This window comes from Martinezella sp. CNPSo 3890 (assembly GCF_057784455.1).
Window position 1 is genome coordinate 295,886 of record NZ_JBXSOR010000002.1, and the last position, 24,293, is coordinate 320,178.

The window sequence follows — 24,293 nt, forward strand, 5'->3', positions numbered from 1 at the left end:
CAATGCTGAAGCTGAATCGACGTCATTTCCTGGCGAGCACCGCCGCCATTCTGGCAACGCCTGCCATCGGCTTTGCTCAAGCCGCCGTTCCAGCCAAGGGCGGCACATTGCGCATTTCCGTCGATCAGGCCGCAAGCGTGATCCATCCGCTGCTGACGCGCGTCAACCCGGAATACATGGTCACCGAGTTGCTCTATAGCAATCTAACCCGGCTGAAGGTCGATATGTCCGTCGAGCCGGATCTTGCCGAAAGCTGGAGCGCCAACGATGCGCTGACGGAATGGACCTTCAAGCTGCGTAGCGGCGTCAAGTTCCATGACGGATCGTCGCTGACCGCCAACGATGTCGTCCAGAGCTTCAAGGCAATCCTTGATCCGAAGAACGCTTCGCCGGCACTCAACAATGTCGGCCCGATCGCCGATGTGGTCGCGGCCGATCCACTGACCGCCGTCTTCAAACTTTCGACCCCTTACGCCGACTTCCCAGTGGCGACTGCCTACACGGTCGCGCGCATCATCCCAGCCTCCATCGCCACAGGCGACTTCAAGAAGCTGTCGACCACGGCCGTCGGCACCGGCCCGTTCAAGCTTGTCTCCTACGAACCCGACCGTCTGATCGTCGTCGAGCGCAATCCCGATTATTACGATCCGAAGCGTCCCTATCTAGATCGCGTCGAAATCCAGGTCTTTCCAGATACCTCGGCACAGACCTCGGCCCTGCTTGCCGGCGATATCGACATCATTTCGACCGTGCAGCCGACCGAATATCTGCGGATGAAGGACGCCCAAGGCGTCAATCCGCTGCGCGTGCCTTCGGGCCAGTTCTGCAACATCAATTTCGGCTGCGACACAAAGCCCTTCAACGATGCGCGCGTCCGCCGTGCGCTGGCGCTCACCGTCGATCGGCAGGCAATGGTCGACTTCGTCACCGAAGGCTTCGGCACGCCGGGTAACGATACCGCCCTCAATTCCTCCTATCGCTTCTATGCCGACCTGCCGCTGCGCCAGGCCAATATCGAGGAAGCCAAGAAGCTGCTCACCGAGGCCGGCTATCCGAACGGCTTCGAGGCGACGCTGATTGCATCGGACAAGCCGAGCCAGCGCACCCAGCTCGCCGTCGCATTGCGCGAGATGGCGAAGGAAGCCGGCATCAACATCAACGTCCAGACGATGCCGCACGCGACCTATCTCGAACAGGTGTGGAAGAAGGGCAGCTTCTATGTCGGCTTCTACAACATGCAGCCGACGGCGGATGCGATGTTCAAGCTTCTCTACACCTCCGACGCCGCCTGGAATGAAACACGCTGGAACAATGCCGCCTTCGACAAGGTCGTCAACCAAGCGCGCGGCATCACCGACGAAGCCAAGCGCAAGGAGCTTTATGCCGAGGCGCAGAAGCTGATGAATGAGGACGTTCCTTCCATCATTCCGGTCTTCTTCGATGTTCTCGCCGCCAAGCGGGATTGGGTCGCCGGTTTCGAGGTCCATCCGCGCGCTTCCGTCTTCCGTCTCGATTACGTCTCCTTGACGGACAAGGCGCCGAAGCGGAGCTGATAGCACCTGCGAGCTGAATGAGCGTCGCGAGGCCAACGACCTTCGCGACGCATCCCATAGCAAGAAGATCGGCGCTTATGTTGAAGCGACCGGTCGTTCCAACGCCAGGGAATGGCCCTTGTCACCGAACTATCTCCTGAAGCGGCTTTTGATGATCGTTTACACGCTCTTCATCGTGTCGCTCGTCGTCTTCGCGATCACCCAGGTCCTGCCGGCGGATGCCGCCGTGATGATGCTTGGGGAGAACGCCACCGACCAGGCGCTTGAGGCACTGCGCCAGCATATGGGATTGAACGATCCCGTCTGGCTGCAATATCTGCATTGGCTGGGCGGCGTCCTGCATGGCGATTTCGGCCAGTCGCTGCGCACCGGCCAGCCCGTCGGGCCGGCCATGCTCCAGGCTCTCGGCCGTTCGCTTCTACTCGCCGTGCTCTCCATCGCCTTGATGCTCGCGCTTGCCATACCGCTCGGTGTCCTCGCAGCGATCCGCCGCGGCAAGCTCGCCGACATGATCGTCAGCCTCATCTCCTATGCCGGCGTATCGCTGCCGGAATTCGTGACGGCGACGCTCGCGGTGCTCTTCGTCGCCGATTGGGCGAAGCTTTTGCCACCGACAGGCTATGTGCCACTGACCGAGAATTTTGTCGACGGCCTTGCCCACCTGGTGCTGCCGGTTTGCGTGGTGTCGATCATCCTCATCGCGCATGTCTCTCGCATGGTGCGTTCCGAACTCGTCGATGTGCTGCATACCGATTACATCCGCGCGGCGCGGCTGAAGGGTCTTTCCACATCAAGAGTGCTGTTCGGTCATGCGCTGCGCAACGCCCTGCTGCCGACCATTACCGTCGTCGCGCTCGATGTCGGCTATCTCCTCGGCGGCATCATCGTCGTCGAGGAAATCTTCGCACTTCCCGGCATCGGCAGGCAGTTGATCGTCGCCATCCAGACGCGCGACCTGCCGGCAATCCAGGCCGGCGTGCTGCTCATGGCGGCAACCTATTCCATCGTCAATTTCGCCGCCGACATTCTCTACGCATGGCTCGACAAGAGGATCCAGTATGATTGAGCTTCTCAAACGGCTGCTGCGCACGCCGCAGGGCGCGGTCGGCCTTTTCCTGGTCGTCCTCGTCTTCATCGTCGTCGTCTTCGGTCCCTGGCTTGCTCCACGCGATCCGGAAGCCATGTCGATCCTTGCCCGCTATAAGGGCCCGAGCGCGAATTTCCTTCTCGGCACCGACCAATACGGCCGCGATATCTTGAGCCGCCTGCTGATCGGTGCGCGCTCGACCGTAACGATGGCGGTCTTCGCCACGCTTGCCGGCACGCTTGCCGGAGCCCTCATCGGAACGGTATCGGCCTTCCTGGGCGGCCGCGCCGACGAATTCATCATGCGCACCATCGATGCGATCATGGCAATCCCGAACCTTCTGTTCGCGCTGCTGATCGTCAATCTGCTCGGGTCCAGCAGCATCAATGCGCTTGTCGCCGTCGCCGTCGCCTTCGCGCCGGGCATGGCGCGCATCACTCGCAGCGTAGCCCTTGCCGTGCGCAAGCAGGACTATGTGAGCGCGGCGATCGCCCGCGGCGAAAGCTCGCGTTACATCATCCTGCGCGAAATGCTGCCGAATGTCGTCGCACCCATCGTGGTGGAAACGACGATCCGCGTTTCCTTCGCCGTCATGCTGTTCGCGACGCTGAGCTTCCTTGGTCTGGGCGCCCAGCCGCCCGCCACCGAATGGGGGCTGATGGTCTCGGAGGCGAGACAATACATGCACCTCAGCGCCGGCATCCTGATCTGGCCGAGTCTCGCCATCGCCATTGTCGCCATCGGCTTCAATCTTCTCGGCGACGGCCTGCGCGATGCGCTCAACCCGCGCACCGGAGGCTGAGATGACAGAAACGGCAAGCAATATCGTCCTACAGGTCCGCAATTATTCGCTCGACTATCTGACGGCGGGCGGCGTGTTTCATGCGCTCAAGAATATCGATCTCCAAGTCGGAGCCGGCGAGATTCTCGGCCTCGTCGGTGAGTCCGGCTCGGGCAAAACCTCGATGGCCTGGTCGATCATGCGCTATCTGCCGGCGAACGCTCGGGAGGCGGGTGGCGACATCCGGCTTCGCGGCGAGGATCTAACGGCGAAATCGCCAGCCGAGGTCAATCGCATGCGGGGCAAACGGATCAGCATGGTGTTCCAGGACCCCGGCACCTCGCTCAACCCGACGCTCTCGCTTGGCACGCAGCTCACGGAAACGCTGAGGCGCCATCGCGGCCTGACCGCAAGGCAGGCGTGGAACGAAGGCGAAGCCATGCTGGATCGCGTCGGCCTTAAAAGCCCCGCTGACATGATGAAGCGCATGCCGCACGAGGCATCCGGCGGCGAAAAGCAGCGCGTGGTTATCGCCACCGCCTTTGCCTGCAATCCTGAATGCATCATCTTCGACGAGCCCACGACGGCGCTCGATGTCATCACCTCCCGTCAGATCCTCGACCTCTTCCTCGACCTGCAGGCCGAGACGGGCGTCGCCTCGCTCTATATCTCGCATGATCTCGCCTTGCTGTCGCGCACCGCGAAACGGGTCGCCGTCATCCGGCGCGGCGAAATCGTCGAGCAGGGAGCGGTCGACTCGATCTTCCATGCGCCGCAGCATGATTATACGCGCCACCTGACCGCCGCGGTGCCGCGGCCGAGCGACCGCCGTACGCAGACACGCCCGTCCTATGAGGACCAGCCGTTGATGAAGGTCGAGAATGTCAGCGTGCATTACGGCCGCAAGCCGTTCCTGTCGACGCTGACCGGCCGGTCCTTCGAGCGCTTCGCGGGCAATCGTGCCATCAGCCTCAGCGTGCAGCCGGGAGAGATCCTCGGCATCGTCGGGGAATCAGGCTCCGGCAAATCGACGCTTGCCAAGGCAATGACCGGGCTCAATCCCTTCGAGGGCCGGATGACTTTCGCCGGGCGGACGATTTCAGGCCTTGCCGACATGGACAAATCCTATCGCAAGAACGTCCAGATGATCTTCCAGCATCCGGACGCCTCGCTCAATCCGCGCCAGAAGATTCGCGAAATCCTGGCGCGGCCGCTGAAACTCTATGGCGAAGGCGAGAATGGGGCCATCGCCCAACGGATCGGCGACATGCTTGAGCAGGTGCGCCTGCCGCGTAGCCATGCTGATCGCTATCCACATCAGCTCTCCGGCGGCGAAAAGCAGCGCGTCGCCATCGCGCGCGCCTTCGCATCCAGACCGAAGCTGGTGATCTGCGATGAGATCACCTCGGCGCTCGACGTCTCGGTGCAGGCCTCCATCATCGAGCTGCTGCTGGAACTGCATCGCGAACATTCCACCGCCTTCCTCTTCATCACCCACGACCTCAACCTCATCCGCCAGATCGCCCACCGCATCGCGGTGATGTATCGCGGCGATCTCCTCGAAGTCGTGCCGGCGGAAGACATCACCAGCCCCGAGCGGGCCGACTATACGCGCCGGCTGCTTGCCGCGGTCCCGACGCCTGTCGGCGCCGCACCTACAGAACAAGACTTCTAAGGAGCATCAAAAATGGACCCGAAATCGCTCATCGGAACAATCGATGAGAAGAGCTGCCTCGACTTCCTGTCGATGATGGTTCGCCAGAAGAGCCATTCCCAAACCGAAGGCGAACGCGAGCTTGCGCGCATCATGGCGCGCCAGATGGAGGCGATCGGACTTCAGTCCGAATTGCAACCCTTCGATAATGGCGAGCGCTTCAATGCGATCGGACGCCTGAAGGGAACCGGCGGTGGGAAGAGCCTGCTCTTCAACGGCCATCTCGATACAAACCCGGTTACCGAGGGCTGGACCGTCGATCCCTGGGGCGGCCTCGTCGACGACAAATTCATCTATGGCATCGGCGTATCCAACATGAAAGCGGGGGATGCCGCCTACTTCTGCGCGGTCAAGACCTTGCTCGACGCCGGCGTCAAGCTGAAGGGCGATGTGATCCTGACCTATGTCGTCGGCGAGCTTCAGGGCGGCGTGGGCACGCTTGCAGCCATCCGCAACGGCGTTAAAGCCGACTATTTCATCAACAGCGAGCCGAGCGATCTTGCCGCCGTGACGATGCATGCCGCCGCGCTAAGCTTCGTGATCGAGCTTACCGGCGACACACGGCACCTGTCCAAACGCGAACAATCGGTCGACGCCATCGCCGCCGCCTGCGATCTCATTCCGCGTATCAACGCCATGACCTTCAGCGGCGCGAGAAGCGAAGTGCACCGCTCGATCAATCGCGGCCATGTCGGTGTTATCCATGGTGCGCTCGGGCGTGAGCTGGAGGAATGGCGCCCGCCGCAGGTCGCCGATTTCGTCCGTATCCGAGGCTCGGCCCGCTATGCGCCCGGCCAGACGCAGGAAGGCGTGCTTGCCGATCTCGCCGCGGAATTGGTCGCGCTCGAAAAGCGCTTTCCCGGGCTGAAAGCCAAGCTGGTGCCTGAGATGATCGAAGGCCGTCCTCTGATGCCTCCTTTCGAAGTCTCGCCGACTTCACGCATCGTGACCTCGATCAACGCCGCCTATGAGACCGTCCGCGGCGAGACGCAGCCGACGGGCGCCATTACGCCCACGCGCTTTTACGGAACGGACGCCGGCCATCTCTACCATGAACTCGGCATGGAAGGCATCGTCTGCGGACCAGGCGGCCGATACAACACCATGCCGGACGAACGCGTCGACATCGTCGACTATCTCGACATGATCCGGGTCTACATGCTCACCATTCTCGATATTTGCGAGGCTGCCTGAGGCCGCATGTTTCCTCGCGACGAATATGATTGGCGTATCGCCAAGGCACATGCCGCCATGGACGCCGCCGCCGTCGATCTGCTCCTGATCGACAGCGGTGAGCTCCTTGCTTGGCTTACCGGTTATACCGTTTCGGAAACCATGTACCGCGCCGCCTTTCTCCCGCGACACGGTTCGCCCTGGTTCGTCCTGCGCGAGCTCGACGAAGCGCCGTGCAGGGAAAAAACCTGGATTTCCGATATCATCGGGTTCGCCGATACAGCCAATCCGCACGAGGCGATCGCCAGCAGCGTCCATGCTCGAGGTTTCGCCAGCGCCCGCATCGGCGCCGACTTCGCCTCCTATAGCTTCAGCGCCGATACGGCGGCCAAGCTTCGGGCGCACCTGCTCCAAGCGCAATTCGTCGCTCTTCCCGGCATCAGCGACAGTCTGCGATGGGTCAAATCGGCTCGCGAGATTGCCGTTCTGACGCAAGCGGCCGGCATCGCCGACAGAGCCATGCTGGCGATAGCGCAGAATACGCGAGCCGGCTCTTCGACCCGTACGGCCGCAGCGACGGCGGCTGCCACCTTCCTGCTTGAAGGTGCTGATAGCGGCGAGACCGGTCCTATCGTCAAGGCCAGCGGCGACCACCAATTCCTGCACGGCTCTTTCAAGAGTGAATTGCTTGACGCAGGCGATATTCTGCACGTGGAGCTTATTCCGCGCGTGGGCGGCTATGGTGCCCGTCTCATGCGGCCGATCGTCATCGGCAGTGCATCGGCAAGGCTTCAGAATATCGCCTCGCGTATCATCGCATTGCAGGACCGGCAGATCGAAGCCATGAAGCCGGGCGTTCCTGCCTGCGAGGTCGATGCCATAGTCCGTCAAGGTCTCATGTCGTCGGGATTGAGACAGCGTTACGACAATGTAACGGCCTATACGCTTGGTCTCTATACCCGCACGCCGCGCACCAGCGATTTCTCCCGGGTCTTTCTGCCGGATGCGGATTGGCCGCTGGAGGAAGGCATGGTTTTCCATGTCTATACGACAGCCGCTAGGCTTGGATTCAGCGAGACGGTGGTCGTTACGCCGGAGGGCGGAAGGCGGCTGACGATGACGCCACGCCACCTCCTCGGTTTGGCTAAATAACATTTGGCCGACGCGCGCAGGGCCTGCGCGCGGCGAGATTTTAGCCGAGCGCCTGGCTAGCAAGAGCATATTTGGACGCCATACCGGCGCTGGCCTTGTTTCTATTGGAGGGATGGTTTCCAAGCGACATGGTCAGGACGGTATCGTAGACAAGCATCCCGCACTGCGACACGTAAGAGGCGAAATCGCCGCTCTCCATGTGCGTGTCGAGACGGAGAAATTGGCCGGCATGATGCGCCACGTGTGGCTCGACCACGACAATCGCATCGGCATCACTTGACGCAACCACGGGCCCGACGACATGGCCGCGTCCGAAGGGCCGGCACAAGGCGAAAGCCTGCAAATCCGCTCCCCGGAACAGGCCGCAACCGATCGATTGCTCGTGGAGACGCCTGACCAGCTCCGAGCGATCGGCACCGAAGGCCATGGCATCGAGCCGCAGGATCTCTGCAAGATCGTCGGCGCCAAGCCGCCTTACCGTGCCGTCCGAAGGCAGCGGCGCGAAATCCTTCGCGATCCGCGCCTCCCCCTGACATTGGTAGACCGTCTTTTCCGGCTTGAAATCCAGCGAAAGATACAGACGCCGCGCCGCCCGTGTCGCGCTGAGGCTGAGGCGGCGTCCCGCAACCTTGTCGAGGATCCGGCTCATCAGCCATTGGCCGGTGCCATTGGTCTGCAAACGCGGAGAGGTAATCACCATGCCGACGGTGGCAAACTCGTCTCCGTGTGGAAACCACATGGCAGATCCCATGACGCGACCGATCTCATCGAGTGCGACGATGCCGCTACCCGTCTGCCTCAGAAATTCCCAGTCTTCGGCTCGATGCGGCCAACGGACCGAGATCGACAGCGCGTGCAACTGATCGAGCTCCACGTCCCTGATGTCGCCGATATGCATGGAGAAAGCATCGACCCGCAAACTGTCAGATACCTTCACTGGACCACCTCGAAACCTGCTACCTATACCCATGCGCCAAAACAGACGCGCTCCCCGTCAGCAAGGATAGGCGACGCCCGCCGATACAATTAGCTCGAATTGCGTGTGCCTGCACAACAATCGACTGAAACACTTCGACATTCGGCATGCAATTATGAAAGCGCAGGCCAATGCTATTGGGAAATGTCAGCAAATGCCGCAGCCGCCGAGGAGCATATGGACACGGTTGAAATCCTCGCCCGTCTTGTCGCCTTTCCGAGCGTCGTCGGCACGCCGAATGACGGGATCGTCGGCTGGATCCGGACGTATCTGCAAGGCCTCGGAATCCACGTCGCCGTGCTTCCAGGGCCTGAAGGCGACAGGTCCAACATCTTTGCCACGATCGGCCCCAGGGATGTCGCGGGTTATATCCTATCTGGCCATATGGATGTCGTTCCCGCTGGAGAGCCCGGCTGGACGTCGGAACCGTTCGCGCTCAGAAAGGAGGCCGATCGGCTCCACGGGCGCGGTACGACCGACATGAAAGGGTTCCTTGCCGCAGCGCTTGCCGCGGCGCCGGAACTTGCCAGGGCAAATCTTGCCCGTCCCATTCATCTCGCACTCTCCTATGACGAAGAAGCGGGATGCCGGGGCGTGCCGCATCTACTGGCGCGGATGAAGGAACTCTGCGCACCCCCGCAAGGCGCTATCATCGGCGAGCCCAGCCGCATGCAGGCCGTGCGCGCCCATAAGGGGAAAGCGGCGGCTCGCGTCACCGTCGGCGGACGGGCGGGCCATTCGTCTCGTCCAGACCTGGCGCTCAACGCCATCCATGCCATGTCGCGGGTGCTCAATTCGGCGGTCGATGAAGCTCGGAGGCTGACGCTCGGCCCGTTCGACCCCGTATTCGAGCCGCCGTACTCGACACTTCAGGCCGGTATTGTGTCCGGAGGACTGGCGCTGAACATCGTCCCCGACAACTGCCGGCTCGACCTCGAGGCACGTGCTATCGCCGACGTGGCCCCTGAGGAACTGCTGGCCCCGATCCGCCATTGCGCTGACATGCTCAGGGAACAGGGCTTTTCCGTCGATTGGACGCCGCTCAGCGCCTATCCCGCGCTGTCGCTTGCGAAGGACGCGCCACTTGCAGCCCTGTTGGAAGAAATGACCGGCAGGCCGTCGCTTGCGGCGGTCAGCTACGGGACCGAGGCTGGCCTATATCAGGCAGCCGGGATCGATGCGATCATCTGCGGGCCTGGCGACATAGAGCGCGCCCACAAGCCCGACGAATACATTCTAGAGGACGAACTCGAGGAATGCCGCCAGATGATATTGGCCCTGGCCGCGCGCTGCGCACGGGCTTGAGGGAGCGATCGCCATGACATTTCTCTTCAATTCGGATGCCAAGCGCGGAGCGATCTTCGCGCGGGCTTTCGCCGAGGAACTGCCGGATCTGGCATTTTCGATGAATGCGGCGAGCGTCGATCCTGATGAGGTTCGCTTCCTTATCACTTGGACGGTGCCCGACGACCTCGCCCGTTACCGCAATCTGGAAATCCTGTTTTCGATCGGCGCGGGCGTTGACCAGTTCAAGACGGATCTCGTGCCTGAACATGTGAAGATCGTCCGCATGGTCGAGGATGGCATCGTCAGGATGATGCAGGAATATGTGACGCTTGCGGTGCTCGCGCTGCATCGGGACCTTCTTTCCTATCTTGCGCAGCAGCGCGCCGGGGAATGGCGCGGCCTGCCTCAGCGCCAGGCGCATGAAAGACGAATCGGAGTTCTGGGATTGGGCGTTCTCGGGACAGCCGTGCTCGAGCGGCTGAAGCCCTTCGGTTTCCCACTCGCCGGCTGGAGCAGATCGCCCCGGACGATCGAGGGCGTCGAGTGCCATCACGGCGAAACCGGCCTCAGAACAATGGTGGCTGCGACGGACATTCTCATTTGCCTGCTGCCTCTGACGCCGGAGACCACGGGGTTCCTGGGCGACACGCTTCTTGGCGGCCTTCCGGCGGGGGCGATGCTCGTGCATGCCGGTCGCGGCCCACAGCTCGATGCGCACGCGCTGATCGAGGCGCTCGATAGCGGCCGTCTGGCGGCGGCGGTGATCGATGTGACCGACCCAGAACCCCTGCCCTCGGGTCACCCTTTATGGCGACACCCGAAAATCATGCTCACTCCGCATATCGCCAGCGTTACACAGCCCGATACCGCCGCACGCGCGGTGATCGACAACATCCGTCGTTATCGCGCAGGCCAGGATCCCATCGGGCTCGTCGACCGGCGGCGCGGATATTGAACCCATAGCAATGAAAGGCTCGCCATGACCTTCCTCAAGACCGTCGTAACCAATCCCGGTACGGCCCCGCGTGAATCCAAAGCCTTGCCGGAAAGACTGATTGCCGGCGATCCCTCGTTCAAGACCTGGGCGCAGGATGAGGCGAAGGACGGTGCCGTGCGCACTGGTGTCTGGGAGGCGACGCCAGGCGAGACCCGGTCGATCAAGGGCGAGACCTTCGAATTCTGCCACATCCTCGCGGGTGTCGTCGAAATCACCCCCGATGACGGCGAACCGGTCATCTTCCGGGCCGGCGACAGCTTTGTGATGAAGCCAGGCTTCGTGGGCAGATGGAAGACGATCGAGACCGTTCGCAAGATCTACGTGACGGTGGGATAAAAGCTGCTGGCTGCCGCAACAGAAATCACTGTTCGCCCCGGCTGAAACGCAAGATTCGTCGGCCCGCGCGCCGGCATACGGAGCAAGCTGCTCGTAAGCCGGCGCTAGGCTTTGGCAAAGCCTTAAGAAAGAGCTTCCCATGAGCTTGAGCTTCGATCCTGACACTTTGCCATTGCCGATCGGCCATTTCATCGGCGGGGAGCTCATTGAAGCTCCCGGCGAGGTCGACATGAAAAGGCCCTCCGACGGCAAGCCTTATGCAGGTTGCCCGATTGCGAGCCACGAGATGGTGGACCGCGCCGTCGAATCGGCCAAGGCGGCATTGAAGGCCAGCAACTGGAGCGGCCTGCGGCCGCGCGAACGTGTCCGCGTAATGCATGCCTGGGCGGACCTGATTGAAGCGGAGACGGAGACGCTGGCTCGAATAGAGGCTCTGTCCTCCACCCGATTGATCAGTCAATTGCCGGCCGGCGACATAGCGGTCACCGCGGAGCAGATTCGTTTCTTTGCCGAATTCGCCGACAAGGAGGGCAGCGATGTCGTGCCCACCGATGACAAGACCTTCGGCATGATCCTCAGCGAACCCTACGGGGTCGTCGGCGCGATCACGCCCTGGAACTTTCCGGTCTCCATGGCCGGCTGGAAGCTCGGTCCGGCGCTTGCCGCAGGCAATGCCGTCGTCCTCAAACCCTCGGAAATGACGCCATTTTCGACTGTTTACCTGGCCGAGCTCGCCGTGAGGGCCGGATTGCCCGCCGGCCTCTTCAACGTCGTTCTCGGCGACGGGCTCGCCACCGGTACGGCGCTCACCGGCCATCCCGATATCGCCAAGGTCAGCTTCACTGGCTCCACCCGAGCGGGATCCGCGATCATGGAGAATATCGCCCGCTCTGGCATCAAGCCGGTGACCCTGGAGCTTGGCGGCAAGAGCCCGCAGATCATCTTCAAGGACGCCGATCTTTCGAAAGCGGCCGATGCGATCGCCGGCAGCATTCTCTTCAATGCCGGCCAGGCTTGCGTCGCCGCGACGCGCGTAATCGTGGAGGCAAGCGTTGCTGGCCAATTCACGGAAGCCCTCATCGCGCGGATGGCGGATATCGGTCCCGGTCCCACCTGGGATGAGGCGACACGCTATTCGCCGATCATCTCCGAACGCCAGCGCGACCGGATCGACGCGATCGTCGCTGCCGCGATTAGCGAAGGCGGCCGCTGTATCGCCGGCGGCAAGCCGATGGATAGGCCGGGTTACTTCTACGAACCGACGCTTTTGACCGATCTCGATCCGTCTTCTCCCGCCATTCTCGAGGAAATCTTCGGGCCGGTCCTGACGCTGCAGACTTTCGAGGACGAAGACGAAGCGATGGTGCTTGCCGATCACCCCTCCTACGGGCTTGCCGCAGGCCTGTTTACATCCGACCTGTCGCGTACCATCCGCCTCAGCCGGCAGATCCAGGCAGGTACGGTCTGGGTCAATCGCTACAGCCGCTCGCGGGATCATATCTTACCGACCGGCGGCTATAAGCGCTCCGGCATCGGCAAGGACCTGGGACGCGAGGCTTATCTTGCCAATCGCAAAACGAAGAGCGTGCTCATCAGCCTTTGAGGGACCTATACCATGAAGACCTATTCGATCGCTCTGATCCCTGGTGACGGCATCGGCAAGGACGTGACAGACGCCGCATGGTCGGTGCTGCAAGTTGCCGCCAAGGCTGGCGGCTTTGCACTGAATAGCACCGAATTTCCGTGGTCCTGCCAATTCTACAAGCAGACGGGGCGGATGATGCCGGAAGACGGGATCGAGACGCTAAGGTCATTCGATGCGATCCTACTCGGGGCCGTCGGCTGGCCGGCCGAAGTGCCCGATGCGGTCTCGCTGCACGGCCTGTTGCTGCCGATCCGCAAGGCCTTCGTGCAATATGCCAATATCCGACCGCACCGGCTGCTGCCGGGGGTCCAGGGACCGCTGCGGGCGGAGACATTCGACATTCTCTGCATCCGCGAAAACACCGAGGGTGAATACTCGGGCGCCGGCGGTCGCGTCCATCAGGGCACGAGTGATGAAGTCGCGGTGGAGACGTCGATCTTTACCCGCGCGGGCGTCGAGCGCATCCTGCGTTTCGGCTTCGAGCAGGCGCGTGCCCGGCGCCGCAAGCTTGCCTCCGTCACCAAGTCCAATGCCCAGAAATATTCCATGGTGTTCTGGGACGAAATCACCGCCAGGCTTTCGGCCGAATATCCCGATGTCGAAGTCACGAGCTATCACATCGACGCGATGGCGGCCCGCATGGTGATGGCGCCGGAAAGCCTTGACGTCGTCGTCGCCTCCAATCTGTTCGGCGATATCCTGACCGATCTTGGCGCGGCCATTCAGGGCGGCCTTGGATTTGCGGCTTCAGCCAACATCAACCCGCAGCGCAATGCCCCATCGATGTTCGAGCCGGTTCACGGTTCAGCCCCGGACATTGCCGGGCGCGGCATCGCCAACCCGATCGCCGCCATCTGGTCGGGAGCGATGATGCTCGATCATCTGGGCGAGAGGGATGCTGCCACCTGCATCATCGCGGCGATGGAGGCAGCAACTGCGCGCGGCATCGGCACACTTCCGGGCAAGGATCGAACGGAAACCATCACCGCCGGCATCATCGCGGCGCTCTCCTGATTGCAGAGGACCTCATGTTGGATTTGAAAGACAAGCGGCTTTTTCGTGACAAGGGATTGATCGATGGAGCCTGGGTCGCGGCGGCCTCAGGCGCGGCGGTGGATGTTCAAGACCCCGCCAGACAGGCTGCCATCGGCACGGTGCCCGACATGGGTTCTAGGGAGACGCGCAACGCGATCGCGGCTGCCGAGCGCGCGCAGCGCAGCTGGAAGCGCAAGACGAATGCGGAACGTGCCGTCCTTCTCGAAGCCTGGCACGATCTCATGCTTGAGAATGTCGACGATCTCGCCCTCATTCTGACAACGGAGCAAGGCAAACCGCTCGATGAAGCCCGTGGGGAAATCCGCTATGGCGCCTCCTTCGTGAAATGGTTTGCCGAGGAAGCCCGCCGCATCAACGGTCATACGATACCGTCTCCCACACCCGATCGCCGCATCATCGTGCTCAAGGAGCCGGTCGGCGTCTGCGGCATCATCACGCCCTGGAATTTTCCCAATGCGATGATTACGCGCAAGGTCGCGCCCGCCCTTGCCGCCGGCTGCACCGTTGTCATCAAGCCCTCGGAATTCACCCCCTATTCCGCGCTCGCCCTCGGGGTCCTTGCCGAGCGCGCCGGCATCCCGGCCGGCGTCATCAATATCGTCACCGGGATGCCGGCCGAGATCGGCAACGAGATCATGGGCAACGAAACCGTGCGCAAGATCTCCTTCACCGGCTCGACGAGGGTCGGCGCGCTGCTGATGCGCGGTGCCGCCGGCAGCATCAAGCGGCTCAGCCTCGAACTTGGCGGTAACGCACCCTTCATCGTCTTCGACGACGCCGATCTCGATCTGGCCGTCGAAGGCGCGCTTGCCTCCAAGTTCCGCAATGGCGGCCAGACCTGCGTCTGCGCCAACCGGCTCCTTGTGCAATCGAGCGTCTATGACACCTTCGCAGCGAAACTGAAAGCGAAGGTCGATGCCATGAAGGTCGGGCCGGGCACGGAGGCCGGCGTGTCGATCGGCCCGATGATCAACCAGGCGGCAATCGAGAAAATCGACCGGCATGTCCGCGACGCGCTGGCAAAGGGCGCAACGATCATCACAGCCGCCCGGCAGCTACCCGACGGCGGACAATATACGGCTCCGATCGTCCTGACCGGGGCAACGACAGAGATGGAGCTTGCCGGCGAAGAGACCTTCGGACCGGTGGCGCCGCTCTTCCGCTTCGAGACCGAAGACGAGGCGATCGCGATCGCCAACGGCACGCCCTTTGGCCTGGCGTCCTATTTCTATACCGACAATCTCAAGCGCGCCTGGCGCGTCGGCGAGGCCTTGGAATTCGGCATGGTCGGGCTCAATACCGGCTCGGTGTCGATGGAAGTTGCCCCCTTCGGCGGCGTCAAGCAATCCGGGATCGGCCGTGAGGGCGCGCAAGCTGGTATCGAGGAATATCTCGAGATGAAAAGCTTTCACATGGGCGGGCTGGGCTAGATCAGAATCCAGGACCATAGCGGGTCACTCTGTTCGCGATCGGCCCGCCATGGTCCCGGCAACTGTCGTTACTGGAACTTGTCCAGCGCCTTATAGTAGAGGCCCACCAACGGCAGGAACCATGGTTTGCCGAAATGACCCGGCACGGCCGGCCAATCGACATCCCTCATGGGATTGCGATCCTCGCGGCCGAGCATGGCATCGGCCATGATCATGCCGAGATGGGTCGACAGTTGAGCACCATGGCCGGAATAGCCCATCGCATACCAGCTTCCATCATGATAGCCGGCGCGCGGATAGCGATCCTTGGTCATATCGACGAGACCGCCCCAGCAATAATCGACATCGACTCCGGAAAGCCGGGGGAATATCTCGGCCAAACCCGCCCTCAGAATTGCGCCACTCTTGGCGTCGGAACGATGGTCGGAGGTCGCGGAAAATCGTGCCCGGCCGCCGAATAGCAACCGGTTGTCGGGGGACAGGCGGAAATAGTTGCCGATGTTCATCGAGGTGACGCAGGTGCGATTTCCCGGCATGACCGATGCGATCTCATCCGCCGTCAGCGGTCGGGTCGCGATCAGGAAGCTGCCGACCGAGATGATCCGCCGGCGGAAATAGCTGAAATTCGGGGTCGTGTAGGCGCCGGTCGCCACCAGTACATTGTCGGCCGTGATCTCGCCGCGCGGTGTCACCAACCGATGCCTGCCCTTTTCCCGCAGCCTGTTCGTCACCGGCGCCGCCTCATAAATTGCCGCGCCATGGCGAACCGCTGCATCCGCGAGGCCGACAGCGTAGCGGCCCATATGCATCATCGCGCTTTTCTTGAAGAGCATGGCTCCATGGAAAGGCGAGCCGATTTCCTGTTTGAGATCGTCCGGCGTAAGCAGCGCCGTATCCGGATCGACTTCGGCATGAACCTCTTCGAAATTGCGGGCGATCGATCCGAAATGCTGCGGCTTCGATGCCAGCTTCAGCTTTCCGGCCCGGCGAAAATTGCAGTCGATGCCCTCTTCGGCGACAAGCGCCTCGATCGTATCGATGGAGGCGTCGAGCGCCTTATAGAGCGCGATCGCCCTCTCCTTGCCGAGTTCGGCTTTGGCGGCTGGATAACTATGGGCAAGACCATTGTTCAAATGACCGCCGTTACGGCCCGAGGCGCCCCAGCCGACACGCTCGGCTTCGAGAACGACGGCCCTCGCACCGGCCTTGGCCAGTTGCCGGGCCGCGGACAGTCCGGTGAAACCGGCTCCTATGACACAGGCGTCGTAATGCCCTTCGACCGGGCCTTGCCGGCCTCCGGCAAAGGCCGGCGCCGTGTCATGCCAATAGGAGACGAATTTCATGAATCTGCCTTTCCCTTAAAGTCCGACGACGCCGGGCAGGCCGGATATGTCCGCGATCTCGACATAGCCGTAATAGGGATTTGCCGGCTCATGACCACGGTTGACCCAGACCTTGTTCTTGATGCCGAGATCATGCGCCGACATCAGATCATAGCGGAAAGAGGACGAGCAATGCAGGATGTCCTCCGGCCCACAGCCCAGCATGTCGAACATATATTCGAACGCCTTGAAGCGCGGCTTGTAGGCATTGGCCTGCTCTGCCGTATAGACGGCATGGAAAGGCGCGCCGAGTTTCTCGACATTCGACATGATCTGGCTGTTCATCGCGTTGGACAGGATGACCAGAGGGATTTCCTTGGCAACCTTCGCCAGTCCGGCCGGCACGTCGGGATGCGGCCCCCAGCCGGGCACGCGTTCATAGATCGCTTTGGCGTCTTCCGCGCGGAACTTGACGCCATTCGCGCGGCAGGTCCGCTCGACCGCATTGTGAACGACGTTGGCATATGGCTTCCAATCACCGAGAACCTCGTCCAGCCGATAGGCGGCGAAATTCTTGATGAATTGCAGCATCCTCGCCTCATCGAGCTCGGCGCCATAGATGTCGCGAGCCGCTTCGGCCATCTCGAAATTGATGAGCGTGCCATAGCAATCGAAGGTGATGTATTTCGGCCGGAAAGGCGCCATGTCCGTTCGTCCTCTATCTAAAGGGCATCTGCGTTCTTTATGAGACGATCATAGGCTGAAGTCCCACGACGGACGTGATCGAATTGGCGTGTCCGCAAAGCATATTGTTTCGTATGCGCGGCGTCCTTTGGCAGAGTGTTGCAGCGGATATGCGTCGCGACGTGGTTTTTGGACCATTGCGGAGCGACCGAAAAAGGATCTTCAGCATAAGATGCGGCCAAGCGCGCCCGCTACGGCGAAAGATATCACGACGAACCATGCCTTCAGATAATCTGCCATGCGGGGATCGCCGAGACTTGGGGTAAGGAAAGGATGCCCCATGCGAACCGACAGCATAAATTTGGTCAGCTTCACACCGGAGCATATAGACGGCGCCCTCGCCCTCTCACGTCAAGCCAAATGGCCTCATCGTGCCGAGGACTGGCGTCTTGCCTTGCGTTTGAGCCAAGGCGCAGCAGCCGTGGACGAGACGGGTCGCGTCGTGGGCACCATCCTGATGACCCCCTATGGAGAGGATTGCGCGACGATCAATATGGTGATCGTCGACGAAAACCTGCGCGGCCGCGGGCTTGGCCGCAAGCTCATGGATGCGGCAATGGCGCTGGCTGGCCACCGCCCTCTGAGGCTCATTGCAACCACGGAAGGACTGCCGCTGTATCGCAAGCTCGGCTTTGTCGCCGAGGGCCAGATCTTTCAGCATCAGGGACATCTCGCCGACCTCGCGCCGGCTGGGGATGTCGAGGCCGCGACCACCGATGATTTTTCCGCGATCAAAGCGCTCGACCGCGCAGCTTTCGGTGCGGATCGCCGCACGTTGATCGACGTGCTCACAGATGTCGCGCAGGTGGTCGTCATTCGACGACATGGTCGTGTCGAGGCTTTCGGCGCGCTGCGCACCTTTGGACGCGGCGATGTGATCGGGCCTGTCGTCGCATCGAATACCGAGGATGCGAAATCGCTGATAACGGCGCTTGCCCTTCGCAAGCCGAGCGAATTCCTGCGCGTCGATACGAACGAAAGCTCGGGGCTGACCGGCTGGCTGGCGCAGATCGGCCTTAGCCATGTGGGTGGCGGTATCGCGATGCGGCGCCCGGGCGGCGCTGGAGCCCTCGACCGGGACGCGAGAATATTTGCATTGGCCAATCAGGCTCTTGGATAATTTGGAGATCATCATGCTCGCCAACTCGCTCATCGAACTTGATCGCGCGCACCTCATCCATCCTGTCTCATCCTATCGCGGCCATGAAAAACTGGGCGTGCGGGTGTTGCGATCCGCAAAGGGCGCAACCGTCACCGACGCATTGGGCCATCAGCTTGTCGACGGCTTTGCCGGCCTCTGGTGCGTGAACGCGGGCTACGGGCATGAGAGCATCGTTGAAGCAGCAGCCCGCCAGATGCGTGAACTGCCCTATGCGACGGGTTACTTCGATATCGGTTGCGAAGCGGCCATTCGCCTTGCGGCCGAACTCGCCGACCGGGCGCCCGGCGATCTCAATCATATCTTCTTCACGCTCGGCGGATCGGATGCCGTCGACAGCACGGTGCGTTTCGTCCGCTACTACTGGCATGCCAAGGGCAAGCCGGAGCGCGACCAGTTCATCTCGATCGAGCAAGGCTACCACGGCTCCTCGACCGTTGGAGCCGGCCTCACGGCGCTACCCGGCTTCCATGCAGGCTTCGGCGTCCCCTTCGACTGGCAGCACAAGATCCCCTCGCCCTATCCGTATCGCAATCCGGTCGGCGAAACGGCAGATGCGATCATTGCCGCCTCGATCGCGGACCTCAAATCAAAGATCGAAGCGATCGGCGCCGAGCGCGTGGCGGCATTTTATGCCGAACCTATCCAGGGATCGGGCGGCGTCATCGTACCGCCGAAAGGCTGGCTCAAGGCGATCCGCGATCTCTGCAGTCAATATGACATTCTCTTCATCGCCGACGAGGTCATTACCGGCTTCGGCAGGACCGGTCCGCTGTTCGCCTGCTCGTATGACGAAATCGTCCCTGACTTCATGACGACGGCCAAGGGTCTGACCTCCGGCTACGTGCCCATGGGCGCCGTGTTCATGTCCGATCGCGTCTATGATGTCATCGCTGACAGCGCCGGTAGTGCGGCGGTCGGCCATGGCTACACCTATTCTGCCCATCCCGTCAGTGCGGCAGTCGGGCTCGAAGTACTGAAGCTCTATGAGGGCGGCCTCCTCGAAAATGGTGTCAAGGCTGGTGCGCGTCTGATGGAAGGACTGGAAAATCTGCGTGACCATCCGCTGGTCGGCGATGTCCGCGGTCGCGGCATGCTGGCGGCCGTCGAACTGGTCGTCGACAAGGCCAGAAAGACCCCATTGCCAAGTGCTGCCGCGCCGGCGCGCAGAATTTTCGATCGCGCCTGGGACAATGGCCTCGTCATCCGCGCCTTCGCCCATGGCGTGCTTGGATACGCACCGCCGCTTTGCTGCACGGATGATGATATCGACGCGATCCTGGAGCGCACACGAAAGACCCTCGACCAGACTTTGGAAGATCCGGACGTTCGGGAAGCCATGCGTTGAAGCGGCGTATGCCGTTCTTGGTTGGCGAAATGTCGGAGAGGGCCGGAAATTCGGAATTTTGTGCCGCTGTACACCATCGATTCGGCGACTTCGCCGTTCAGGAACTGCCAAACTGCTTCCTAGAACGGCTGAAAGCCGGCTTTTCCGGGCCTTGGCAGGACGATTTCCGCCCTTTGGGTCAGAATTTTATGCTGCAAGCGGCTTGTCCGCAGCGGATCATGAAGGAGAGCATGACTTGGCCAAAGACTTTCAGGACTTCAAATATCTTACCTTCGATGTCGTCGGCACCCTCATCGACTTCGAAGGTGGCATAAAGACCTGCCTCGCCGAGATTGCGGCTGAAGCTGGCACCTCCATCGATGGCGAAGAAGCGCTGAGGCTCTATCGCCAGGCGCGCTACAGCGAGGACGCGGAACTCTTTCCGGATGATCTCTCACGGGTCTACATGGTCATCGCACCCGCCCTTGGCCTGCCGGCAGAAGATCGATATGCGCAGCGACTGCGTGATTCCGTCGCCAACTGGAACGCGTTCGACGATAGCGCGGCAGCGCTTGCCGAGCTCAAGAAAACGCATCGCCTCGTCGCCATGACAAACGCTCGCCGCTGGGCGCTCGATCACTTCGAAAAAAAGCTCGGCTCGCCGTTCTTCGCGAGCTTCACGGCCGACGACACCGGCACGGAAAAGCCAGATCCCGCCTTCTTCGAACAGGTATTCGAATTCGTCGGCGGCAAAGGAGCGAGCAAGAACGACATTCTGCATGTCGCTCAAAGCCAGTACCACGATATCGGCATTTCGCGAAAGCTCGGGCTGACCAATTGCTGGATCGAGCGCCGTCATGCGCAGGACGGCTATGGCGGCACGATAGAGCCAGAGAGCTTCACCCAACCCGACTACCATTTCACGTCGATGGCGGCCTTCGCCTCGGCGGTCAAGGAAAGGCTGACCGAAAGACAGTGACGCAACCCGGGAGAGCTTGCGACCAAGACGGGCATCCCATCAATCAACAGAAAAAAGGGGAATGAGATGACTGACGGAATCACGAACTGGACCACCGCCGACGACGCGATGGTGGAGAACGCCATCCGGCGCGGTGCAACGCGGCGCGACCTCCTGAAACTGATGCTGGCGGGAGGTGTTGCGGTATCATCGGCGGGCATCATTCTTGGCCGCGCCACGCAGGCCATCGCAGCAGCGCCGGTTTCCGGCGGCGCGTTCAAGGGGGCCGGCTGGTCGTCCTCGACCGCCGACACGCTGGATCCCGCAAAGGCGTCCCTGTCGACGGACTATGTGCGCTGCTGCTCGCTCTACAATCGCCTGACCTTCATCGACAAGGCCGGCGTGACACAAATGGAGCTTGCCGAGAGCATCGAAAGCAAGGACGCCAAAACCTGGACGATCAAGCTGCGCAAGGGCGTAACCTTCCATGACGGCAAGGAACTGACGGCCGACGATGTCGTCTTCTCGCTGAAACGCCATCTCGACCCGGGCGTCGGCTCCAAGGTCGCCAAGATCGCCGCCCAGATGACCGGCTTCAAGGCCATCGACAAGTCGACGGTCGAAATCACGCTTGCCGACCCCAATGCCGACCTGCCGACCATTCTGGCCCTGCATCATTTCATGATCGTCGCCAATGGCACGACGGACTTTTCGAAAGGCAACGGCACCGGCGCCTTCGTTCTCGAAACCTTCGACCCGGGTAATCGGTCAGTCGTCGTCAAGAACAAGAACTACTGGAAGTCCGGCCAGCCCTATCTCGATTCCTTCGAGTTCTTCGCGATCAGCGATGACAATGCCCGCGTGAATGCCCTGCTCTCGGGCGACATCCATCTTGCCGCCGCCATCAATCCCCGCGCCGTGAAGCTGGTCGATGGCCAGTCCGGCTTTGCACTTTCGAAAACGACAAGCGGCAACTATACCAACCTCAACATGCGCCTCGACATGACGCCGGGGAACAAGAAGGACTTCGTCGACGGGATGAAGTCCCTGGTCAATCGCGAGCAGATCGTCAAATCGGCACTGCGCGGTTTTGGCGAAGTGGCCAACGATCAGCCCGTTTCCCCGGCGAACATCTACCATAACAATGATTTGAAGCCGAAAGCCTTCGATCCGGACAAGGCCAAGTTCCATTTCCAGAAGGCGGGCGTGCTCGGACAGTCCATTCCGGTGATCGCATCCGACGCGGCAGGCTCGTCGATCGATATGGCAATGATCATCCAGGCCGCGGGCGCGAATATCGGCATGAAGCTCGATGTTCAGCGCGTTCCGTCTGACGGCTATTGGGATAATTACTGGCTGAAGGCGCCGATCCATTTCGGCAACATCAATCCGCGCCCGACGCCCGATATCCTGTTCTCGCTCCTCTATGCCTCCAACGCGCCATGGAACGAGAGCCAGTACAAGTCGGAGAAATTCGACAAGATGCTGATCGAAGCTCGCGGCTTGCTCGATCAGACCAAGCGCAAGCAGATCTACGACGAAATGCAGGTGATGATCGCCGACGAGGCGGGCACCATTATCCCTGCCTATATCTCGAATGTGGATGCCATTTCGAGCAAGATACACGGATTGGAAGCCAATCCGCTCGGTGGCATGATGGGCTACGCGATGGCGGAATATCTCTGGCTCCAGGCCTGACCCCTGCTGGACATCTCTCCCGGGGACGGTCGCGGCCGCCACCGGGAGCCGTCCCGCGAACGCCATTCGTTTCGTAGAACGCCGCAGGAGCGATTTGTTTGAGATCCGAGGTTTCCATTCTTGTCCTGAACCGGCTTTTAATTGCGATCATCTCCTTGTTGATCGTGTCGTTCGCCGTCTTTTTTGCAACCAGCATGCTGCCGGGAGACACCGCCTCGATCCTGCTCGGCCAGGCGGCTACGCCCGAGGCGGTTGCGGGCTTGCGCAAGGCCATGCACCTCGACGAGCCAGCGATCCTGCGATTCATGGGATGGCTTTTGGGTCTGATGAGAGGCGACCTCGGCATTTCCTACGCGAATAACATGCCTGTCGCGCAGCTGATCGGCGGCCGCCTGGTGGCGACCTTGGAGCTTGCCGCCATAACGACGCTCGTCTCGGTGCCGCTCGCGCTGCTGCTCGGTATCACATCCGCCATGCTTCGCGGCTCCTATTATGATCGGCTCGTAACCGTCATCTCGATCGGTGTCATATCAGTGCCCGAATTCATGGTCGCGACGCTCGCTGTGTTGCTGTTTGCCGTCTATCTGCGCTGGCTGCCGGCATTGTCGTCGACGAGCGAGGCGCATACGCTCTTCGACCTCATGAAAATCTATGCCATGCCGGTCATCACGCTCACCTTCGTGATCTCCGCGCAAATGATCCGCATGACCCGGGCAGCGCTTATTGAGACGCTGAAGACCCCCTATGTCGAAATGGCGCTGCTCAAAGGCGCCTCACGCAGCCGCATGGTGTTCAGGCACGCATTGCCCAATGCTCTCGGGCCGATCGTCAATGCCATCGCGCTTTCGCTTTCCTATCTCGTCGGCGGCGTCATCATCGTCGAGACCATCTTCAACTATCCGGGCATTGCCAAGCTGATGGTGGACGCAGTCGCGACCCGCGATCTGCCGCTGATCCAGAGCTGCGCGATGATCTTTTGCCTTGGTTATCTCCTGCTGATCACCGCCGCCGACATCATTGCAATCCTGTCGAATCCGAGGCTGCGATGACCACGAAAAGCTTGGCTCCCCGCACTACATCCCTGTTTGGCTACCAGGTTAGTCCCGTTGGCATCGTCGCCTTCGCCATTATCCTCGGCTGGACGATCATCGCCCTGTTCGCACCCTATATTATCCCCTATTCCGTCGGTGACATCGTCGATACGGACTATTTCGGTCCGATAAGCAATCAATTATGGCTCGGCTCGGACTATCTCGGACGAGACATGCTTTCGCGCGTCCTGATGGGCGCACGCTACACGGTCGGCATTTCCTTGGCTGCGGTGGCGCTCTGCTGTCTTTGCGGCGTGGCGCTTGGCATGACGGCCGCGGTCATCGGTGGGTGGTTCGACACGATCCTGAGCCGGTTTCTCGATGCCCTGAACTCGATTCCAAGCAAGCTTTTCGGCCTGGTGGTCGTTGCCGCCGTTGGCTCTTCCATTCCCGTCCTGATCATTACGCTCGCCGTCATCTACACGCCCGGCGCCTATCGCTTTGCTCGCGCGCTCGCTGTCAATATCAATACGATGGACTTCATCACCGTTGCGCGTATCCGCGGCGAGAAGGTCGGCTATATCATCGCCTCCGAAATCCTGCCGAACATTATCCGACCGGTCCTGGCGGACTTCGGCCTGCGCTTCGTCTTTGTCGTGCTCCTGCTCTCGGGCCTTTCCTTTCTCGGCCTCGGCCTGCAGCCGCCCCATGCCGATTGGGGAGCCCTGGTCCGCGAGAACATCGGCGGCCTGCCCTTCGCCGCCCCTGCCGTGATCGTGCCTTCCTTCGCCATTGCCAGCCTCACCATCAGCGTCAACCTGCTGATCGACAACCTGCCACGCAGGATCAGGGACAGGAGCGCATGAC

Annotated in this window: 21 protein-coding genes; 18 read left to right on the forward strand and 3 right to left on the reverse strand. The window is 61.3% G+C overall.

Going from position 1 to position 24,293, the window contains the following annotated elements; translation table 11 throughout:
* Positions 1-2: 2 nt before the first annotated feature.
* From AC13RC_RS07570 to AC13RC_RS07595, 6 genes are all read left to right on the forward strand, one after another.
* Positions 3-1,553, forward strand: coding sequence for an ABC transporter substrate-binding protein (locus AC13RC_RS07570; protein WP_488556846.1), 1,551 nt, complete (start codon positions 3-5; stop codon positions 1,551-1,553).
* Positions 1,554-1,671: 118 nt separating this feature from the next.
* Entirely contained in the window at positions 1,672-2,619 is a 948-nt protein-coding gene (locus AC13RC_RS07575; RefSeq protein ID WP_113353159.1) for an ABC transporter permease, read from the forward strand.
* The gene (locus AC13RC_RS07580; protein WP_113366062.1) at positions 2,612-3,442 is read left to right on the forward strand and encodes an ABC transporter permease; all 831 of its coding nucleotides are present in this window, start codon (positions 2,612-2,614) and stop codon (positions 3,440-3,442) included. The genes AC13RC_RS07575 and AC13RC_RS07580 overlap by 8 nt, the downstream gene beginning before the upstream one ends.
* Before the next feature lies 1 nt (position 3,443).
* Positions 3,444-5,096: a dipeptide ABC transporter ATP-binding protein gene (locus AC13RC_RS07585; protein WP_488556847.1), complete on the forward strand. Its 1,653-nt coding sequence runs from the start codon at positions 3,444-3,446 to the stop codon at positions 5,094-5,096.
* A gap of 12 nt (positions 5,097-5,108) precedes the next feature.
* On the forward strand, positions 5,109-6,329 hold the full coding sequence (locus AC13RC_RS07590) for a M20 family metallopeptidase (protein ID WP_488556848.1): 1,221 nt from the start codon (positions 5,109-5,111) through the stop codon (positions 6,327-6,329).
* A gap of 6 nt (positions 6,330-6,335) precedes the next feature.
* Positions 6,336-7,460 (forward strand): M24 family metallopeptidase, encoded by a 1,125-nt coding sequence (locus AC13RC_RS07595; protein WP_488556849.1) that lies wholly within the window; start codon positions 6,336-6,338, stop codon positions 7,458-7,460.
* A gap of 40 nt (positions 7,461-7,500) precedes the next feature.
* Here AC13RC_RS07595 and AC13RC_RS07600 read toward each other — a convergent pair whose 3' ends face one another.
* Positions 7,501-8,430: a GNAT family N-acetyltransferase gene (locus AC13RC_RS07600; protein ID WP_488556850.1), complete on the reverse strand. Its 930-nt coding sequence runs from the start codon at positions 8,428-8,430 to the stop codon at positions 7,501-7,503.
* A gap of 183 nt (positions 8,431-8,613) precedes the next feature.
* Between AC13RC_RS07600 and argE the strand changes: the two genes are divergently transcribed.
* The 6 genes from argE (at position 8,614) to AC13RC_RS07630 (ending at position 15,187) form a co-directional block, all read left to right on the forward strand.
* Positions 8,614-9,741, forward strand: coding sequence for an acetylornithine deacetylase (gene argE / locus AC13RC_RS07605; RefSeq protein WP_488556851.1), 1,128 nt, complete (start codon positions 8,614-8,616; stop codon positions 9,739-9,741).
* 13 nt (positions 9,742-9,754) lie between these two features.
* Entirely contained in the window at positions 9,755-10,678 is a 924-nt protein-coding gene (locus AC13RC_RS07610; RefSeq protein ID WP_488556852.1) for a 2-hydroxyacid dehydrogenase, read from the forward strand.
* A gap of 24 nt (positions 10,679-10,702) precedes the next feature.
* Positions 10,703-11,056 carry a cupin domain-containing protein gene (locus AC13RC_RS07615; protein ID WP_488556853.1) on the forward strand — a complete coding sequence of 118 codons (354 nt, stop codon included), beginning with the start codon at positions 10,703-10,705 and terminating at the stop codon, positions 11,054-11,056.
* Between the two features lie 139 nt (positions 11,057-11,195).
* The gene (locus AC13RC_RS07620; RefSeq protein ID WP_488556854.1) at positions 11,196-12,659 is read left to right on the forward strand and encodes an aldehyde dehydrogenase family protein; all 1,464 of its coding nucleotides are present in this window, start codon (positions 11,196-11,198) and stop codon (positions 12,657-12,659) included.
* A 12-nt stretch (positions 12,660-12,671) separates the two neighbouring features.
* Positions 12,672-13,715: a tartrate dehydrogenase gene (locus tag AC13RC_RS07625; protein WP_488556855.1), complete on the forward strand. Its 1,044-nt coding sequence runs from the start codon at positions 12,672-12,674 to the stop codon at positions 13,713-13,715.
* A 14-nt stretch (positions 13,716-13,729) separates the two neighbouring features.
* The gene (locus AC13RC_RS07630) at positions 13,730-15,187 is read left to right on the forward strand and encodes an NAD-dependent succinate-semialdehyde dehydrogenase (protein ID WP_488556856.1); all 1,458 of its coding nucleotides are present in this window, start codon (positions 13,730-13,732) and stop codon (positions 15,185-15,187) included.
* Positions 15,188-15,255: 68 nt separating this feature from the next.
* On the opposite strand, the gene AC13RC_RS07635 is transcribed toward AC13RC_RS07630, so the two are convergent.
* Together AC13RC_RS07635 and AC13RC_RS07640 are read right to left on the reverse strand one after the other, a co-directional pair.
* Entirely contained in the window at positions 15,256-16,530 is a 1,275-nt protein-coding gene (locus AC13RC_RS07635) for an NAD(P)/FAD-dependent oxidoreductase (protein WP_113353168.1), read from the reverse strand.
* 15 nt (positions 16,531-16,545) lie between these two features.
* Complete coding sequence (locus AC13RC_RS07640) at positions 16,546-17,214, reverse strand: haloacid dehalogenase type II (protein ID WP_113353169.1); 669 nt, start codon at positions 17,212-17,214, stop codon at positions 16,546-16,548.
* A gap of 319 nt (positions 17,215-17,533) precedes the next feature.
* Between AC13RC_RS07640 and AC13RC_RS07645 the strand changes: the two genes are divergently transcribed.
* The 6 genes from AC13RC_RS07645 to AC13RC_RS07670 all read left to right on the forward strand — a co-directional run bounded on the left by AC13RC_RS07645 (position 17,534) and on the right by AC13RC_RS07670 (position 24,292).
* Positions 17,534-18,373 carry a GNAT family N-acetyltransferase gene (locus AC13RC_RS07645; protein ID WP_113353170.1) on the forward strand — a complete coding sequence of 280 codons (840 nt, stop codon included), beginning with the start codon at positions 17,534-17,536 and terminating at the stop codon, positions 18,371-18,373.
* Positions 18,374-18,386: 13 nt separating this feature from the next.
* Complete coding sequence (locus tag AC13RC_RS07650; RefSeq protein ID WP_113353550.1) at positions 18,387-19,760, forward strand: aspartate aminotransferase family protein; 1,374 nt, start codon at positions 18,387-18,389, stop codon at positions 19,758-19,760.
* A 235-nt stretch (positions 19,761-19,995) separates the two neighbouring features.
* Positions 19,996-20,718, forward strand: coding sequence for an HAD-IA family hydrolase (locus AC13RC_RS07655; protein ID WP_113353171.1), 723 nt, complete (start codon positions 19,996-19,998; stop codon positions 20,716-20,718).
* 66 nt (positions 20,719-20,784) lie between these two features.
* Positions 20,785-22,395: an ABC transporter substrate-binding protein gene (locus AC13RC_RS07660; protein WP_488556857.1), complete on the forward strand. Its 1,611-nt coding sequence runs from the start codon at positions 20,785-20,787 to the stop codon at positions 22,393-22,395.
* Between the two features lie 98 nt (positions 22,396-22,493).
* Positions 22,494-23,444 carry an ABC transporter permease gene (locus AC13RC_RS07665; protein ID WP_113331042.1) on the forward strand — a complete coding sequence of 317 codons (951 nt, stop codon included), beginning with the start codon at positions 22,494-22,496 and terminating at the stop codon, positions 23,442-23,444.
* Positions 23,441-24,292 carry an ABC transporter permease gene (locus AC13RC_RS07670; protein WP_488556858.1) on the forward strand — a complete coding sequence of 284 codons (852 nt, stop codon included), beginning with the start codon at positions 23,441-23,443 and terminating at the stop codon, positions 24,290-24,292. Before AC13RC_RS07665 ends, AC13RC_RS07670 begins: the two co-directional genes overlap by 4 nt.
* Position 24,293: the final 1 nt, after the last annotated feature.